Annotated in this window: 15 protein-coding genes; 9 read left to right on the forward strand and 6 right to left on the reverse strand. The window is 75.2% G+C overall.

What is annotated here, in order from left to right; all coding sequences use genetic code 11:
- Positions 1–47: 47 nt before the first annotated feature.
- Positions 48–1,094 carry an ABC transporter substrate-binding protein gene (locus tag ACIQMJ_RS28315; RefSeq protein ID WP_499764046.1) on the forward strand — a complete coding sequence of 349 codons (1,047 nt, stop codon included), beginning with the start codon at positions 48–50 and terminating at the stop codon, positions 1,092–1,094.
- Here the strand turns inward: ACIQMJ_RS28315 and ACIQMJ_RS28320 are convergent.
- The gene (locus tag ACIQMJ_RS28320; RefSeq protein WP_499764047.1) at positions 1,091–1,573 is read right to left on the reverse strand and encodes an allene oxide cyclase barrel-like domain-containing protein; all 483 of its coding nucleotides are present in this window, start codon (positions 1,571–1,573) and stop codon (positions 1,091–1,093) included. The two genes, ACIQMJ_RS28315 and ACIQMJ_RS28320, sit on opposite strands and share 4 nt — an antisense overlap.
- A gap of 228 nt (positions 1,574–1,801) precedes the next feature.
- On the opposite strand from ACIQMJ_RS28320, the gene ACIQMJ_RS28325 reads away from it, so the two are divergent.
- A complete protein-coding gene (locus ACIQMJ_RS28325; protein ID WP_499764048.1) occupies positions 1,802–2,521 on the forward strand; it encodes an SDR family NAD(P)-dependent oxidoreductase in 720 nt (239 codons plus the stop codon).
- 139 nt (positions 2,522–2,660) lie between these two features.
- On the opposite strand, the gene ACIQMJ_RS28330 is transcribed toward ACIQMJ_RS28325, so the two are convergent.
- Positions 2,661–3,275, reverse strand: a complete 615-nt coding sequence (locus ACIQMJ_RS28330) for a class I SAM-dependent methyltransferase (protein ID WP_499764049.1) — start codon at positions 3,273–3,275, stop codon at positions 2,661–2,663.
- Between the two features lie 36 nt (positions 3,276–3,311).
- Between ACIQMJ_RS28330 and ACIQMJ_RS28335 the strand changes: the two genes are divergently transcribed.
- From ACIQMJ_RS28335 to ACIQMJ_RS28345, 3 genes are all read left to right on the forward strand, one after another.
- On the forward strand, positions 3,312–3,887 hold the full coding sequence (locus ACIQMJ_RS28335) for an LOG family protein (protein ID WP_499764050.1): 576 nt from the start codon (positions 3,312–3,314) through the stop codon (positions 3,885–3,887).
- A gap of 75 nt (positions 3,888–3,962) precedes the next feature.
- Positions 3,963–5,327: a serine hydrolase domain-containing protein gene (locus tag ACIQMJ_RS28340; protein ID WP_499764051.1), complete on the forward strand. Its 1,365-nt coding sequence runs from the start codon at positions 3,963–3,965 to the stop codon at positions 5,325–5,327.
- A 124-nt stretch (positions 5,328–5,451) separates the two neighbouring features.
- Entirely contained in the window at positions 5,452–5,865 is a 414-nt protein-coding gene (locus ACIQMJ_RS28345) for a hypothetical protein (protein ID WP_499764052.1), read from the forward strand.
- Positions 5,866–6,084: 219 nt separating this feature from the next.
- Here the strand turns inward: ACIQMJ_RS28345 and ACIQMJ_RS28350 are convergent, their stop codons facing one another.
- Positions 6,085–6,738: a pentapeptide repeat-containing protein gene (locus ACIQMJ_RS28350; RefSeq protein WP_499764053.1), complete on the reverse strand. Its 654-nt coding sequence runs from the start codon at positions 6,736–6,738 to the stop codon at positions 6,085–6,087.
- Between the two features lie 145 nt (positions 6,739–6,883).
- Here ACIQMJ_RS28350 and ACIQMJ_RS28355 point away from each other — a divergent pair, with 145 nt between their 5' ends.
- The 4 genes from ACIQMJ_RS28355 to ACIQMJ_RS28370 all read left to right on the forward strand — a co-directional run bounded on the left by ACIQMJ_RS28355 (position 6,884) and on the right by ACIQMJ_RS28370 (position 11,723).
- On the forward strand, positions 6,884–8,356 hold the full coding sequence (locus ACIQMJ_RS28355) for an ABC transporter substrate-binding protein (protein ID WP_499764054.1): 1,473 nt from the start codon (positions 6,884–6,886) through the stop codon (positions 8,354–8,356).
- Complete coding sequence (locus ACIQMJ_RS28360) at positions 8,353–10,092, forward strand: ABC transporter permease subunit (RefSeq protein WP_499764055.1); 1,740 nt, start codon at positions 8,353–8,355, stop codon at positions 10,090–10,092. Before ACIQMJ_RS28355 ends, ACIQMJ_RS28360 begins: the two co-directional genes overlap by 4 nt.
- A gap of 7 nt (positions 10,093–10,099) precedes the next feature.
- On the forward strand, positions 10,100–11,200 hold the full coding sequence (locus tag ACIQMJ_RS28365; protein WP_499764056.1) for a hypothetical protein: 1,101 nt from the start codon (positions 10,100–10,102) through the stop codon (positions 11,198–11,200).
- 91 nt (positions 11,201–11,291) lie between these two features.
- Complete coding sequence (locus tag ACIQMJ_RS28370) at positions 11,292–11,723, forward strand: PPOX class F420-dependent oxidoreductase (protein ID WP_499764057.1); 432 nt, start codon at positions 11,292–11,294, stop codon at positions 11,721–11,723.
- Positions 11,724–11,771: 48 nt separating this feature from the next.
- Here ACIQMJ_RS28370 and ACIQMJ_RS28375 read toward each other — a convergent pair whose 3' ends face one another.
- From ACIQMJ_RS28375 to ACIQMJ_RS28385, 3 genes are read right to left on the reverse strand one after another with little or no spacing between them, the layout of a single operon-like run.
- Positions 11,772–12,359 carry a nitroreductase family protein gene (locus tag ACIQMJ_RS28375; RefSeq protein ID WP_499764058.1) on the reverse strand — a complete coding sequence of 196 codons (588 nt, stop codon included), beginning with the start codon at positions 12,357–12,359 and terminating at the stop codon, positions 11,772–11,774.
- A gap of 31 nt (positions 12,360–12,390) precedes the next feature.
- A complete protein-coding gene (locus ACIQMJ_RS28380) occupies positions 12,391–15,036 on the reverse strand; it encodes an RNA repair domain-containing protein (RefSeq protein WP_499764059.1) in 2,646 nt (881 codons plus the stop codon).
- Positions 15,036–16,727 (reverse strand): RNA ligase family protein, encoded by a 1,692-nt coding sequence (locus ACIQMJ_RS28385; protein ID WP_499764060.1) that lies wholly within the window; start codon positions 16,725–16,727, stop codon positions 15,036–15,038. The genes ACIQMJ_RS28380 and ACIQMJ_RS28385 overlap by 1 nt, the downstream gene beginning before the upstream one ends.
- Between the last annotated feature and the right edge of the window lie 143 nt (positions 16,728–16,870).

The raw sequence follows: 16,870 nt of genomic DNA on the forward strand, positions 1-16,870 counted from the left end.
GGGGGATCACCCGATCGGGGAACGGCTGCGGTCGCTAGGTTGCCGCCGTGGCACAGCCCCGGATCGGCGTCGTCCTCGCGGCGACCGGACGCCTCGCGCCGCTCGGCGCGCCGCTGGAGTACGTCGCCACCGCCCTGCCGTGGCCCGCCGAGGTGGTGGTGCGCGACAGCGGCTCGACGCCGGAAGGGGCCCGTGCGGCGACCCGGTCGCTGGTGGAGGCGGGGGTCCGGGTCGTGGTCACGTTGGGCGGCACGGCGACGCTGCCCGCGGTGGTGGACGCCTGCGCCGGGCACGACGTGCCGTGCGTGTCCACGACGTTGCCCTGGCAGGTGTTCGACGCCGGTCGGCGGCCGGGCCCCGCGTTCCACTTCTGCTGGGGCGTGGACGACATCGCGAGCGTGTTCGCCGACCTGTGGGAGCGGCTGGGCCCGGCGCGGACCGTCGGCTGCGCGTGGAACGACGGCCCGCAGGGCGTCGCGCTGCGCCGGTGGTTCGCCCCGGTCGCCGCCGCGCGCGGGCACCACCTGGTCGACCTGCCGTACCGGGAGTCCAGCGGTGTCGTGCCCGAGGTCGGTGACGTGGAGGTGGTGACCGGTGCCGCGACGGCCGCCGACCTGGCCGCCGTGGTGCGGGCCCGGCGGCCCCGGCTGGTGACGTGCTCGCGGTGGCTCACGTACCCGTTCGGCGTGGCGCGGCACGGCCTGGACCGGGTCGCCACGATCGTGTCGTGGACGCCGGAGCACGAGCACGTCGGGTGGGGCGGGCGGACGCCGCGCGACCTGGCGCGCGCGTACGAGGCGGCCACCGGGTCGCCGTGGCTCCAGCCGCTCGGGCTCGCGCACGCGTTGTTCGAGGTGGCCGTGCACGCGGTGGGCGAGGCGGACGGCCCCGGTGCGGTCGCCGACGTGCTGGCGTCCACGCGGGTGGCCACGATCGCCGGTGTGCTCGACTGGACCGCGGGTCCCGCGCCCGGCGTGGCCGCGGTCCCGCTGGCGGGCGGGCAGTGGCGCGGCGGACCGCGGCCGGCGCTGGCGGTGGTGGACAACCGCCGCGCGCCGCTCGTGCCCGTGTCCGGGGACCTGCTGGTCGACTAGCTGTCGGCGATGGTGAAGACGAACCGGTAGCCGACGCCCTGCGAGCCGGCCCGCGTCACCTTGCCCTCGCCGCGCGCGGTGGCGTAGGCGCCGGTGCCGCCGGTGATCGCGACGGTGGTGTCCTCGAAACCGGACTCGATCGACTTGTACTTGCGCAGACCGGACAGGTGCAGCTCGCCGTCGGGCAGCCGGAACGCGGACGTGCAGTGCGCGGTCACCTCCGGCGGCACCGCCACCGACACCGCGATCACGCCGCAGTGCGAATAGCCCTCGCCGATCCGGGTGGTGCCGTCGGGCTGGAGCAGTTCGCCGCCGCTGACGAACCCGAGACCGACGCCGGGTGCGGCGGGCGCGGACATCAACGTCCGTTTCGTCAGCACCTCCACGGTGGCCTCGGTGGGCGATTCTTCGGCGCGCACCTGGTCCGCGCCCACCAGACCGCCCACGAGCGCGAGGACCAGCCACGGGTTGACCTGCACGACGACACCTCCGGTGCGGGGAAAACGCCTTCGGCGTCGGAACATAGTTCGGCGGCGGCGGGCGTGGTCGGTCAACTCCACGTTCGATGGAAAAGTGCGCCTCGACCGTGCGACATGAACTCACCCGACCGTGGGAAAATCACGGATGTGAATCGGGTCATGAATGTGAACTCCCATTGGTCCGGGAAGCGGATCGACCACCGGTAATTCGGCTGATAAGAACCACGCATGACGAGAACAGCGGTCGTGACCGGTGGTGGCACGGGTATCGGCAAGGCGGTCGCCGCCGAATTGGTCAAGCGGGGGCTGGACGTCGTGGTCACCGGCCGGCGCGAGGACGTGCTCACCGCGGCGGCGGCGGAGATCGGGGCGCGGGCGGTCGTGTTCGACGCCGCGGACCCGGTGGCGGTGCGGGCGGCGCTGGCCGATCTGCCCGAGCGCGTGGACGTGCTGGTGAACAACGCGGGCGGCAACGCGGCCCGCCGCCGCCCCGCGCCCGAGGGGCTGGCCGACGTGCGCGAGCTGTGGCTGGCGAACTTCGAGTCGAACGTGCTCAGCGCCGTGCTGGTGACGACCGCGCTGGAACCGCGGCTGGCCGACGACGCCAGGGTGGTCACCCTCGGCTCCATCGCGGCCCGGCGCGGGTCGGGTAGCTACGGCGCGGCCAAGGCGGCGGTCGAGGCGTGGACGGCCGACCTGGCGTTCGCGCTGGGCGGGCGCGGCATCACGGTCAACGTGGTGTCGCCGGGCGTCACCGAGGACACCGAGTTCTTCGGCGGCACGCTGTCGGAGGAGCGGCGCAAGAAGCTGGTCGGCAACCCGGCCAACGGCCGCGCCGGCACCCCCGCCGACGTGGCCGCGGTGGTGGCGTTCCTGACCTCGCCGGAGGCGGGCCACGTGACGGGCCAGGTGATCGGCGTCAACGGCGGCGCGGGCCTGGGCCGCTGACGAGCGCCGACTCGCCCGGACCCGGACACCCGGCGGATCACCTTTCGGTCGACGACGCGCGTCGCCGGCCCGGTTCGCCCGATCCCGCCCGTGTCCGGGCCAGGCGCGCGGGCGCTGCGCGGCCCGTCCGGGTGACGCGCTAGTCGGCCGCCTTCACCGCGACCAGGCGTTCCACCGTGCCGAGCTTGAGCCGTTGGCTGCGCCGCACGGTGAAGCCCGCCGCCTCCACCAGTGGCAGGGGGCGGCGGGTCAGGTGGTCGCCGATCAGCCGCAGCGTCACCTTCTCCAGCAGGCGCTGGGCGAACCGGAGCGGCCGGTGGTGGCTGCCGACGTGGTCGAGGAGCAGCAGCGCGCCGCCCGGTCGCAGGACGCGGTGCATCTCGGCGATGGCGGCCCGGTCGTCGGGGATGCCGCACAGCCCGAGGGTGCACACGACCGTGTCGAACGAGGCGTCGGCGAACGGCAGGGCCTGGGCGTCGCCTTCGCGCAGCGCCACGTCGAGGCCGAGCGCGGCGGCGCGGGCGCGGGCCCGGTCGAGCATGGCCGGGCTGAAGTCGAGGCCGGTCAGCCGCACGCCGGGCGGGTAGTGGGGGAGGTTGAGGCCGGTGCCGACGGCGATCTCCAGCACGTCGCCCGCGGCCCGGCGGCAGACCCACTCCCGGCCGCCGCCGAACTGGAGCCGCTCGAACAGCCTAATGTCCTTCTCGTACCGGGGCGCGTACTCGTCCCACTTGGCGCGGAGCCGTTCGTCCACGATGTCCTCCCGCTGCGACCAACCTACCGTGTGCCCATGCGGGTGTGCGTGTTCTGCGGTTCCTCCAGCGGGCGGGTGCGGCACGTCGAGGTCGCCGGGCAGGTCGGCCGCGCGTTGGCCGAACGGGGCATCGGGATCGTCTACGGCGGCGGGCGCGTCGGCACGATGGGCGCGCTGGCCGACGGCGCGCTGGCCGCGGGCGGCTCCGTCGTCGGGGTGATCCCGCGCAGCCTCGTCGAGTGGGAGGTGGCGCACGGGAATCTCACGGAACTGCACGTCGTGACGACCATGCACGAGCGCAAGGCGTTGATGGCGGAGCTCGCCGACGCGTTCGTGGCGCTGCCCGGCGGCGCGGGCACGCTGGAAGAGCTGTTCGAGGTCTGGACGTGGGCCCAGCTCGGCCTGCACGCGAAACCGGTGGCGCTGCTGGACGTCGACGGCTACTTCGGCCACCTGGTCGCGATGGTCGACCACATGGTCGAGGAGGGGTTCCTCAAGCCGCCGTACCGGGACATGCTTCTGGTGGAAGACGACCTGGACCGGCTGCTCGTACGCATCCGCGACTACCGGGCCCCCGACTACCGGTGGACCGACGACAAACCCCTGCCTTAGATCACGGAAATCGGTACGGTGTGGGTCAATGCGAACCGTTTTCGCAAGTTTCACGCCACCCGGGGGGAGCCGGCGATGGACATCAACCACTGGCAGCGGAGGCTTTCCGAGCTGTGCGAGGCGCACCGGGTGCCCGGCGCCTCACTGGCCGTCCTGGTCGACGGCGAGGTCCACGAGTGCGCGACCGGCGTGCTGCACCTCGGCACCGGCGTCGAGGCCACCACCGACTCGCTGTTCCAGATCGGCTCGATCACCAAGCTCTACACGGCCACGTTGATCATGCAGCTCGTCGCCGAGGGCGCGCTCGACCTGGACGCGCCGGTCGTCACCGTGCTGCCCGAGTTCGCCGTGGCCGACGAGGAGGCCACCAAGACCGTGACGCCGCGCCAACTGCTGTCGCACACCAGCGGCATCGACGGCGACTTCTTCCACGACACCGGGCGCGGCGACGACTGCGTGGCCGCCTACGTCGCGGCGTGCGCGCGGCTCGGCCAGAACCACCCGCCGGGCGCGACGATGTCCTACTGCAACAGCGGGTTCACCGTGCTCGGCCGGATCATCGAGGTGCTGACCGGACAGGTGTGGGACGTCGCCCTGCGCGAGCGCCTGCTCGACCCGATCGGCGCGCACCGCACCGTGACCCTGCCCGAGGACGTGCTCAGGTTCCGCTCCGCGCTGGGCCACCTCGGCGAGCCCGGCGAGGAGCCGGTGCCCGCGCCGGTGTGGGGCCTGGCCCGCTCCGCCGGACCGGCCGGCACGATCAACGCCACCGCCGCGGACGTCGTCCGCTTCGCCCGCCTGCACCTGGACGGCGGCCGGGCGCCGGACGGCGCGGTGGTGCTGCCCGCCGAGCACGTGGCCGCGATGCACCGGCCGTTCGTGCAGCTGCCCGCGGGTCACGCGTCGCGGATGTGCTGGGGCCTGGGGTGGATCACCTACGACTGGCCCGGCGGCCCGGTGATCGGGCACGACGGCGCGACCGTCGGGCAGAAGGCGTTCCTTCGGGTGGTGCCCGGGGCCGGGGTGGCGGCCGTGCTGCTCACCAACGGCGGCGTGCCCGCCGAGGTCTCCGAGCGGCTGTTCGCCGAACTGCTGGCCGAACACGCGGGGGTCGTCGTACCGACCTTCGAGCCGCCCGCCGACCCGCCCGCGGTGGACCTCTCCCGGTACGTCGGCTCGTACCTGCGCGAGGGCTACGACGTGGAGGTGAGCGAGCGGGACGGCGTGCTGCGCCTGCGCGGCGAGAGCACCGGCGAGCTGGCCTCGATCAACGCGGTGACCGAGGCGGTGCTCGTGCCGGTGGAGGAGGGCCTGTTCGCCGCCCGCCGCAACGAGCACGAGCCGTGGTCGCCGGTGGTCTTCTACACGCTGCCGGACGGCACGCCGTACCTGCACTTCAGCATGCGCGCCGCGCCGAGGGGCGAGCGGAGCGCCACCTGAGCCGGCGGTGAGCCCGTCCTCCGGGTGCCCACTCGATCGGGTGAATGACCGCGCCGGGCGTATCACGGACCGGATCCGCCTGCTCCTGCACTCGACCGGGCTCGACGGCGGAAGGTGGGAGAACATGACTGTGCTGGCGGACTTCGAGGTGGTAGTGAAGGGCTTCGTCGAGATCGGCGACGGAGGGCACGAGTTCTGGGCCGACTTCGACACGTCCGGCGTCTACACGGGCAAGCCGGCGGTGATCTCGCTCAACGTCATCGGTCTCACCGCCCTGTCGGAGTACGCCCCGGAGATCCTGATCAACGACCAGTTCATCGGGCGCATTCGCGCCAACCACTGGTCCGATCCGAAGCTGCGGGCGGAAGCCTCGAACCACTGGCACTCCCAGCACACGGCCTTCTCCGGCGACCTGCTCAACAACGGCAAGAACACCTTCCGGGTGCGGGCCCTCAAGCTGAAGGACCCCAAGCCGGGCAACGAGTACGACAACTTCACGATCAACAGCGTGGTGTGCTTCTACCACCAGGAGAAGTGACCGACCGCCCGGCTGGGGGAATGGCCACCGGTACCCGCGCACCACACGGGCGGAGTTCTGCCAGATCGGCCGGACCCGGGTGGTCACGGGCCCGGCCACCACGCGGCGACCGACCGGCGGCTGGTCGCGCTGCCCACGGAGGAAGCGCTGGTCCTGCAACGCGATCCGCTGCACCCCGGCGCGGGCGCGACGTTCCGCGTCACGCTGCCCGTGCCGTGATCAGTCCTTGACGGTGATGCCGAGCGCCTGGGCGAACGAGGGCGCGAGGTCCAGTGCCTGGGCGAAGGTGATGGTCGCGCCGCGCAACGAGGTGAGGCCGGCCCGGATGCCCAACCCGGCCGCCTCGCGCAGGTCCACCTTCTTCAGCGTCGCGCCCTCGAACCGCAGGTCTTCCAGCGTCGAGCCGGGGAACGCGACGTCGGTCAGCCCGGCTTCGGAGAAGTCCACGTCGCGCAGGACGCAGTCGACGAACGCGACGTCGCGCAGCACGGCGCCGCGCAGGTTGACCGAGATGAGCTTGCAGCCGAAGAACGTGACGCGGCTCAGCCCGGCCTCGAACATCGCCACCCCGGCGAACGCGCTGTTCACCACCTCCGCGTCGAGCCACCCGGACTCGGCCAGGTCGGTGCCGATGACCTGCGCGCCGTGCAGCCACACGTCGTTGAACCGCGCCCGCCGCAGCGAGCCGTCGGTGAACCGGACACCCGACAGCGCCGACTCGCTGAACCGCGCGTTGCCCGCCGCGGGGTTCGGGAAGTCCCGGTCGGCGATGTGGACGACGTTGTAGTCACCACCCGCCGCCAAGCCCCGCCCGTCGTGGTCTTCGAGGTAGGCGGCGTACGGCAGGTCGGCGAGCGCCCGGGGTTCGCGCATGGGCGGATCGTAGTCGGTGGTGGGGCGGTGCCGGCCGGGTGACGACGTGCCCGGACGGGGTGGCGGTGGCCACAACGACTACTGGGAACGATTATCGTTTTGTTAGGTTCGCCGGGCTCTGTCACCGAACGCTTGGACGTCTCCCGTGCGCCACCGCATCACCCTGATCGCCCTCTGTGCCCTGTCGTTGACCGGGTGCTTCGCCGCCCCGGACGCGGAGCGACCCGGCGGTCGGATCAAGCTCGCGATGCTGCAACCGCCGCGCTCCGGCCTGACCCCGTTCAGCGACGACGCGTTCAAGCTGTCGCGCTGGTCCACCGCGGAAACGCTGGTCACCCTCGACGCGGACGGCAACGCGCGGCCCGGTCTGGCGACCGGGTGGCGGCGGGTCGACAACCACGCCTGGGAGTTCACCGTCCGCCAGGGCGTCACCTTCCACGACGGCACGGCGCTGACCGCCGCGGCCGTCGCGAACACGCTCACCCGGGCCACCGCCGCGTCACCCAAGCCGCGCATCCTCGACGGCGTCGAGCTGACCGCCGCGGCGGCGGGGGACACCGTCGTCGTCACCACCGGCACCCCCGACCCCCTGGTCCCGCAACGGCTCTCCTCGCCGCAGTTGGCGATCCTCGCCGAGAGCGCCTACCGCCCGGACGGCGTGGTGACCCCGGTCGGCACCGGCACCGGGCCGTTCGAGCTGGTCGCGGTCAACGGCACGACCACAGCCACGCTCGACCGCTACGACGGCTACTGGGGCCCGAAGGCCGCCGCCGACGGCATCGACGTGTCGTTCGTCCCCGACGGCACCGCCCGCGCCGCCGCGATCCGGGCCGGCGAGGCGCACATCGCCGAGGCCGTGCCCGTCTCGCAGGCCGCGCTGCTCGACCCGGCGACCGTCACCGAGGTGCCGATGCCCCGCACCAACACCCTGTACCTGAACACGAAGTCCGGGCCGTTCCAGGACCCGGGCCTGCGTGCCGCCGCACGGGAGGCGATCGACGCGGACGAGATCGTGCGCAGCGTCTACGAGGGCCGGGCCGACGTCGCCGAAGGGCTGCTCGGGCCCGCGCTGCCGTGGGCCGCCGCCGGACGCGCACCGCTCACCGGACGCGCGCGGGCCGCGAACCCGGCCGGGACGGCGATCACGCTGGCCACCTTCTCCGACCGCGCCGAGCTGCCCGAGGTCGCGTCCGTGTTGCAGCAGCAGCTGGAGGACGCCGGTTTCACCGTGACGCAGGTGGTCCGCGAGTACGCGCACATCGAGCAGGACGCGCTGGCCGGGAAGTTCGACGCGTTCATCCTGTCCCGGGCGACCGTGCTGGACTCGGGCGACCCGGTGGCGTACGTGCAGTCGGACTTCACCTGCGCGGGCTCGTTCAACATCGCCCGGCTCTGCGACGGCGACGTGGACGCGGCCGTGCGCGCCGCCGCCGCGACCGAGGCGGGCGACCAGCGCCGGGCCGCGATCCTGGCGGCCGAGGCGGCCGTGCTGCGGACCGACGCCGCGATCCCGATGCTGCACGAACGCGTGATCCAGGGCGACGCGACGTCGGTGGTCGACTCGGCCAAGGACCCGCGCGAGCGCACGCTGATCACGTCCGCCACCCGGCTGCGGTGATCGCGCTCGCCTCCCGCGCGGGCGGGCTCGCCGCGGTCGTCGCGGTGATCGGGCTGCTGCCGTGGCTGTCCGGGCGCGACCCGGCGCTCTCGGTGCTGCGCGCCCGGTCCGCCGAGCAGGAGCCGACGGCGGAGGCGCTGGGCGCCGTGCGCCGCGAGCTCGGCCTGGACGCCGGGCCGGTCGCGTTGTTCGGCGACTGGCTGGGCGGCGTGGTCCGGGGCGACCTGGGCCGGTCGTGGGTCGGGGGTGGCGAGGTGCTGCCGTCGGTGCTGGCCGCGTCGGGCGTGTCGCTGGCGTTGATGGGCGCGGCGCTGGTGGTGGCGCTGGTGTCGGCCTGCGCGTTGTCGGCGACGACGTTCGTGCGCGGCGCGCGGGGGACGGCCCGGACGCGCACCGGCGCTTCGGCGGCCGTGCTCGCCGCGCTGCCGGAGTTCCTGGTGGCGACGGTGCTGCTGGTGGTGCTGTCGGTGTGGCTGGGCTGGTTCCCGCCGTACGGCTGGCAGGGGCCGCGGCACCTGGTGCTGCCCGCGTTGGCGCTGGGCCTCCCGGCGGGCGGCATCCTGGGCCGGCTGGTGGACGACGCGGTGCCCGCGGTGTTCGAGGAGCGCTGGGTGTCGCTGTGGCGGTCGTGGGGCTGCTCGCCGGGTGTCATCGGCCGGGCCGCGGCACGGCGTGCCCTGCCGGCCGTGCTACCGCAGTTCGGGTTGGTCGCGGTGGGGCTGACCGGGGGAGCGGTCGCGGTCGAGGTGGTGTTCGCCGTGCCGGGGCTGGGCCGGACCGCGCTGGGCGCGGCGGAGGCGCAGGACCTGCCGTTGTTGCAGGGGTCGGTGCTCGTCCTCGTGCTGCTGGGGTCGGTGGGCGGCGCGCTCGTGGCGGTCGCCCGGCGGTGGATGCTCGGGCCGGCGCTGCGGGCCGCGGCACTGCCCGCGCCGCCGCCCGTGCCGACGCCTCCCGGCCGGTCCCACCGCGTGGTCGTCGCCGTCAGCGCGGTCGTGCCGGCCGTCGTCGTGTGCGGGGGGCTGCTGGGCGACCCGCTGCGGGTGAACCCGGCCGCCCGGCTCTCGCCGCCGAGCTGGGCGCACCCGCTGGGCACGGACGCGCTGGGCCGCGACGTCCTGGCCCGGGTCGGGCACGGGGCGGCGGCCACGCTCACCGTCACGGTGCTGGTGTGCGCGTGCTCGTTCGCCGTGGCGCTGGTCCTCGGCTTCCTGCCGGGCCTGGCCGAGGGCGTCGCGGAGACCGCCAACGCCGTGCCGCCGGTGATCGCGGGCATCCTGGTCGCGGCGACCGCGGGTCCCGGCCCGGTGGGCGCGTCCGTCGCGGTGGGCCTGGTCTCGTGGCCGCCGCTGGCCGCCCACGCCGCGGCCCTGGTCCGGGAGAACCGGGCGGCCACGCACGTCGACGCGCTGCGCGCCCTGGGCGCCGGCCCGACGTGGGTGCTGACCCGGCACGTGCTGCCCGCCGTCGCGGGCCCGGTCGCCCGGCACGCCGTCCTGCGCCTGCCGGGCATCGCGCTCGCGCTGGCCTCGCTGGGTTTCCTGGGCCTGGGCACCCCGCCGCCCGCGCCGGAGTGGGGCCTGATGCTGGCCGAGTCCCTGCCGTACCTGGAACGCGCCCCCTGGGCGGCCCTCGCCCCGACCGCGATGCTGCTGCTCCTGGCGACGCTCGCGGTGTCCCTGTCCACGGCCGCCGGGCGTCACCGGGGCCGGACGTCCCGGCAGGGGCCTGCGGCATGATCACGGCATGCGCTCACCCCGTGCCGTCCTCGAGGACACCGACTGGGACAGCCTCTCGCACGCCTACGACTCGGCGGGCGACGTCCCGGAACGACTGGTGGGGCTGCTCAGCGAGGACGCGGAGGTGTGCGGTGACGTGCTCGCCTACCTCGACGCCGTGATCCTGCACCAGGAGACGATCTGCTCGGCCACGGCGCCGGTCGCGCTGTTCGTGGCGGGCGTCCTGGACGACCCGCGCGTGCGGATCCGGTGCGAGAGCGCACTTCCGTGGGACGAGCGCGAACGCCCGCTGCGGGCGTCCCTGCTGGAGTGGCTGGGGAACGTCGCCGCCTCGGCCGCCTACGAGGACGACGACGAGGACGAGTACGACGAAGATGACGACTGGGTGCGAGCGGTCGAGGCGTGCCGGGCCGTCCGGCCGGAGCTGTACGCCCGGGTCGTGCCGTTCCTCGACGACGGCGACCCCGCCGTGCGCCAGGCCGCGATCGGCGCGGTCACCCACCTGGTCGCCGCGCCCGACCTGGCCGACCGGCGCGGCGACCTGGCCGACCGGCTGGTCGCCGCGGCGCGGCACGCGACACCGGTGGAACGGGCGGGCGTCGCGCTGACCCTCGGTGCCTGGGGCGTGGTCGCACCGTCGTTGTCGGCCGACGACCACCCCGGCGTCCGGGCCTGCGCGGCGCTCGGCGCGGCGCTCGACGGCGACCCGGCCGCGCTGGACGAGCTGCGGTCGGCGCTGTGCGACCCGGTCGCCGCCGACTCGTGGTTCGCGGAGAACCCGCCGCAGCTCGACGGCCGAATCCGGTTCGCGCTGGTCGAGGCGCTGCTGCGGCGGACCACCACGTTCGAGGAGGTGGTCGACGCCGCGGTGGCGGTCGCCCGGATGACCAACTCCTACACCGTCGACCGCGACTGGGGGCCGCTGCTGGTCCGGGCGTTCCCCGAGGGCTTCAACCCGGAGCGGGCACTCACCGGTGCGCAGCGGCGGTTCCTCGTGGCGGTCGTGGACAACGACGAGTGCTGGGAAGGGGTGTCCAACCCGGTGCTCTGGTTCCGCCGCGCCGGTCTGCCCTCCGACCGGGACGGGCTCCGCGCGCTCCTGGCCTGAGCACCCGGCCGGAGTTCACCCCGAAGGGTGGCGGTGAGCCGGAATGCGCGGTGCCGGAATACGGGGCCGCGGGTCGGGGGTTGGTGCCGGCATGACCGACACAGGGTTCGACCCGCACGCGCTGCTCGCGCAGGCCCGGATCGGCGTGCTCGCGACGATCAAGGCCGACGGCCGGCCGCAGCTGTCCCCGATCACGCCCGCCTACGACCGGGACGCCGGCGTGATCAGGGTGTCGACCACCGAGGGCACGGCCAAGGTGGCGAACCTGCGCCGCGACCCGCGGGTGGCGTTGGAGGTCACGAGCGCGGACGGTGGGCGGTGGGCCACGGCGGAGGGCACGGCGACGATCACCGGGCCCGGCGACGACCCGCACGGCCCGGAGGTCGAGGCGCTGGTGGACTACTACCGCGCCGCCGCGGGCGAGCACCCCGACTGGGACGAGTACCGGTCGGTCATGGTGTCCGACCGGCGGGTGCTGCTCACCATCGAGGTCGGGAAGGTGTACGGCCAGAAGCTGGGCTGACGCGCGCGTGCGGTTCCCGGGCTCACGGGAACCGCACGGACCGCACGCCTACCAGCGCCCGAAGCGCACGGCCTCCTCGAACGGCCGGCGCCTGCGCGACCGGGCCGACGCGCCCTCCGGGACCTCGTCCTCGGCGCCGTGCCCGATCGCGATCGCGCCGATGGGCACGTGGTCGGCCGGCACGCCGTACTTCTCGCGCAGCGGGTCGAAGTCGTCCGCGCCGATGCCGAAGTACACCGCGCCGAGCCCTTCGTCCACCGCGGTCTGCAGCACCAGCAGCACCGCCATGCCCGTGTCGACGTACCAGAACGGCACCGGCCAGTGGTCCTCGCTGCGGTCGGTCCACCCCTTGTCGGGCTCGGCGTACCGGTCCAGGTAGGCGTCCTTCACCGCGAACGCGACCACGACCACCGGCGCGGTCTTCACCGTGTCGTAGGTCCACAGGTGGCGCAGCGACTCGTAGAACCCGGCGGTCTCCTCGCCCCGCAGCACGAGGAACGCCTGACCCTGCGAGTACCCGGCCGACGGGCCGCGCAGCGCGTTGCGCATGATCCGCCGCACGGCCTCGTCCGACACCGGCTCGTCGGTGAACCGCCGCACCATCCGCCTGCGGCGCACCACGTCCTGGAACTCCACGGGAACCCCCGTCCCTCGACCGACACCGGGCTCAGCGCAGGGTCGGCACGTCGCCGTTGCCCACCCGGACGACCTCCACACCGCGCAACCCGCTCCGCCACGAGGCAACCACATCGGCGAGCACGGCGGCAGACACCGGACGGCGGCCCAACCCGATCGCGAACCGCACCGCGTCCGGACCGCGCCGCACCGGGCGCGGCCACGCGTGCGCGTCCGGCGTCCCCGCCGCCTCCAACGCCGCGAGCAGCGCCCGCACCCGGCCGCGCACCGGGCCGACGAGGTCGTGCGGCACGGTGACCAGCGCCCACGCGGCGTGAGCGCGGTGCGCGTCCGGCGGCGACAACAGCCCGGCAGCCCCCGACTCCACGATCTCCCACGCCCGGTACAGCTCGGCGGTCAGCAGGTCCCGGAACCCCGGGCCGACCTGCTCGGTGCACGAGCGCACGGGCGCGGTCGGCGTCATGACCGTCACCGGCGACCCGGTGCGCGGCGGTGACGCCACCAGGCCGACCGGGTCGCGCCAGTCCCACGCCGCCCACGTCGCGAAGAACCCGGCCGCCAGGTCCGGCCCGTCCCACTCGCGCACGGTCCGCGCGGCGAGCACCGCCCACCCCAGCCCCGGCACGCCCCCGAACGGCGCGGAGTCCAGCCCGCGCGCCCGTGCCCACGCCTTCACCAGGCGCGCGAGCCGGGCGAAGTCACCGGCGCGGTCGCCGACCGCCGCCAGGACCGCCTCGGCGTCGCCGACGGCGCTCAGCGCGACCCCGTCGGCACCGGCCACGGCGAGGTCCACCCCCAGACCCGCCACCGCGAACCGGAACCCCGGCGACCGCGCGCCGACCACCGGCCGGACCGCGACGTCGGGCAGCGCGGCGGCCACCCGCTCGGCCGCGGTCGCGCGGTCCGCCACCTCGGCCACCAGGTCGAGGTCCGCGTCGGGCAACCCGCACCCCATGCGCCGCGAGCCGACGACGTGCACCACGTCCAGCGCGTCGGACAACGCGCGCGTGACCCGGTCGGCCACGGCGTCCAGCGACGGCGGCGGGGCGGCGGCGGGCTCCTCGACCCACCGCACCTCGCCCGTGCCCAGCGCGACGACCGCGCGGGGGAGCATCGGCCCGTCACCCCGGCGGGACAGCACCACCACCTCGGCCACCCGGTCCGACCGCGGGCCGACGCCCTCGGCGGCCTGCCGCGACGCGCCGACGGTGAGGTGCGGGGTGAAGTCGTCCCGGGTCCGGCAGCCGGGGAACCGCCGCCGCACCGCGTCGTGCAGCGCCGTCCACGGCGCGACGTCCGCCGCGGCCGGGTCGAGCCACACCACGTCCGGCCCGAACTCCCGCACGCCCTCCACCCGCACCGGGAACGGCGGCACGTCGGCGACCGCCTCGGCCAGCAGCGGCACGGCCCGCTCGAAGTCGGACTCGGGCACGAACCCGAACAGCAGCGTCACGTGCGGCGGCCAGCGGTCGGCCCGGCGGTCGTGCGCGCGGCGAACCCGCTCGACCTCCTCCCACGGCCCCGGCAGCCACACCACGGCGGTGCGCGGCGTGGGCGGCGAGTCGAGCACGTCGCCGTCCTCGGGGACGACGGCCGCCAACCGGGCCAGCACCCCGTAGTGGTCGGAGGCGAACAGCCCGTCGGCGGGCCGGTCGCCCACCAGTTCCGCCCCGGCGCAGCGCACCCGGCCGCGCACGAACACCCGGTCCAGCCGCGACCGCCGACCCGACAGCGACGACACCGCGGCCAGCGGGTTCACCACCGGGTCGAACGTGGGCGGCTCGTCGTCGCGCGCCTCCAGCCACGCGTCGCGCATGCCGAGCGCCGCGCCGGGTCGGCCGCCGCCGTCGTTGAAGTCGCCGACCAGCACCACGTCGCCCTCCACCCCGGCGAACGCCTCCGCGACCCGGGCGAGCTGGGCCCGCCGCTTGGCCGGGCCGTTCGCGGTGTGGTCGCTGGTCAGGTGGGTGGCCGCGACGACGAGCGGCCCGCCCGCGGTCTCCACGACGACCGCGCCGACGGCCTTGTGCGCGCCGAGCGGGAACCTCGCCGCCTCGATCACCGGCACCCGGCTCAGCACGACCAGCCCGGTGCGGTCGACGTCCGGCCCGGTCGGGTCGACGTCGAGCGTGTAGGCGGACCGCACCCACGGCTGGGCGAGGAGCGCGGCGAGCAGGTCGGGTTCGACCTCCTGCAACGCGATGACGTCCGCGTCGGCCGCCGCCAGCTCGCCGAGCAGCAGGGGACGGCGGCGGGCCGTGTCGATGAGGTCGCTGTCGTACCGGTCCCACAGCACGTTCCAGGTGAGGACGCGCAAGGCCGCGGCCGAGGTGCCGGTGGGCCGGGCGGGTTCGGCCGGCGCCCAGCCGTGCAGCGGGTCCCAGGAGTGCGGTGTGCTCGCGGTGAACAGCGGTGCGCGCAGGCGGCGCGGTGCGCGCACCCGGCCCGCGCCCGACTCGCCGACCCGGTCCAGCCCGGCGGCCCGGTCCCACACCACCTCGCCGTCCGCCTCCACGAACAGCACCCGGTGCCACGGCACCTCGCCGCCCGGCGTGAACGCGGGCAGCGCCACCCGCTTGGGCCGCGCCCCGCGCTGCTGCACGCCCAGCACGAACCGCGCCGGGTCGAACCGCGGGTCCCAGCGGACCTGGTGGTAGACCTCCTCGCTCGTGCGCATCACGGCTCCCCGTCGTCGTCCACGACGCCGTCCGCGCCGACGTACCAGGTGCGGTGGGCCTGCCACGGGTACGGCGGGCTGAACCGGCGGGCCTGCGCGGCGAGCACGGCGACCGGCACGGGGTGCGCCCGGGACGCGTTGCGCCGGGCCGCCTCCCGCTCGTCGACCAGCACCACCGCCTGCGTCACCAGCGCATCGTGCCGCCGCGCGACCGCGCGCACCACCGCCCGCTGCGGCTCGACCAGCGACGTCGCGTCCCACACCGCGGTCCGGCCGGCGCGCAGCGCGGCGTCGAGCCGGTCGAGCCCGGCCCGCAGCACCTCGGCGTTCGCCCGCTGGTCGGCCCGGTCGCCCGCCTCGTCGCGCAGCTCGTCCAACGACACCGCGGTGTGCGCGGCCACCCCGGCGGCGAACGTCGACTTGCCGCTGCCCGACAGCCCCACCAGGTGCACCAGCTCCGGGAAGTCGCCGGACCGCCACCGCCACGTCGCCGCGACCGCCTCCTCCACACCCAGCACCCGCCCGGCCCGCAGGCTCGCGTCCCGCGCCTCGGCCCAGCACCGGTCCGCGGCCCGACCACCCAGGCGGTCCCGCAACCCCGAGCGCAGCCCGTCGAACGACCCGACGTCCTCGGCGTGCAGCGCGGACCACGCCACCTGGTCGCGCGCGTCCGCGTCAGGCGCGACGGCCGCCGACACGGCGTGCAGCACGTCCAGGTCCACGGCGGTCGACAGGCGCAGCAACCCGGCCCGCCGCTCCTCGTCCGGGAACGGCCGGTGCAGCAGCCGGTGCAGCCCGACGACGTCACCGACCCGCCGCGCCACCCCGACCCCGACCGGACCGGCCAGCGCCGACATCACCCGGCCGCGCCGGACCCGGTGCAGCGCCGCCGCGAGCACGCCCGTCAGCCGGGCCTGCCCGGTCGACTCCGCCGCCACCGCCTCGGCCGCCTCCACGTCCGCCGCCGCCACGTCGCACCCGAGCACTCCGAGCAGCGCCGGCACGTCGACCGGCGCGCCCGACCGCACGTCCCACAGCACCGACGACGGTCCGAGCCCGTTCTGCACCACCGGGGCCGTCATCCAGTGGGTGTCGGTCCGCACGTGGTGCGCGCGCACCCACTTCGCCACCCGCCGCCCGAACTCCTCGCGCGCGAACCCCTCCACGGTCCGCACGACGAACCCCTCCTGCCGCGCCGTGTCGACCCGCAGCCGCCGCAGCGCGCGCTCGTCGAACACCCCGCGCCACAGCACCGGCGGCACCGGCACGCCCAGGTCGCGCAGGAACCGCGCGGTCCGGTCCCAGTCGAGGCAGCGGTCGCCGTCCCACACCGAGAAGCCGTAGAACCAGCTCTCCAGCCCTTCGTACCCGATCGAGTGACGTGCGTGGACGTTCTCGCCGCAGACGCGCCACCCCTCGGGCAGCCGCGCCCCGATCCGGCCCTGGAGCCCCTTGACCCACGACCGGGACGGGTGGTGCGCCGAGTCGAGCGACCGGGCGTGCAGCCCGTCGACGTAGAGGGTGGTGTTCTCGCCGTCCAGCTTCTCGGTGACCACCACCTCGCGGCCGCGCAGCCCGTCGAGGTCGGCGACCCGCACGTCGTCCGCCGACGCCCCGGGCGACCACGGCAGGTGCGGCGTGCGCGGGTAGGCCGTGCGCTGGTGAGCCGTGCGCTGGTGAGCCGTGCGCATTACCCCTCCCACCGGCCGGAACCCCGCGTGGACGATAGGGCCCGCGGCCCGGCCGATCGACCGGTTTTCGGCGGTGCCCCCACCGCGCCCGGCACTGGATACGATGACGGGTCGAGGACGGTCGGAAGAGAAAGGACGAACGT

Origin of the sequence: Actinosynnema sp. NPDC091369, assembly GCF_044757065.1 — a bacterium.
In the GTDB taxonomy this organism is placed as follows: domain Bacteria; phylum Actinomycetota; class Actinomycetes; order Mycobacteriales; family Pseudonocardiaceae; genus Actinosynnema.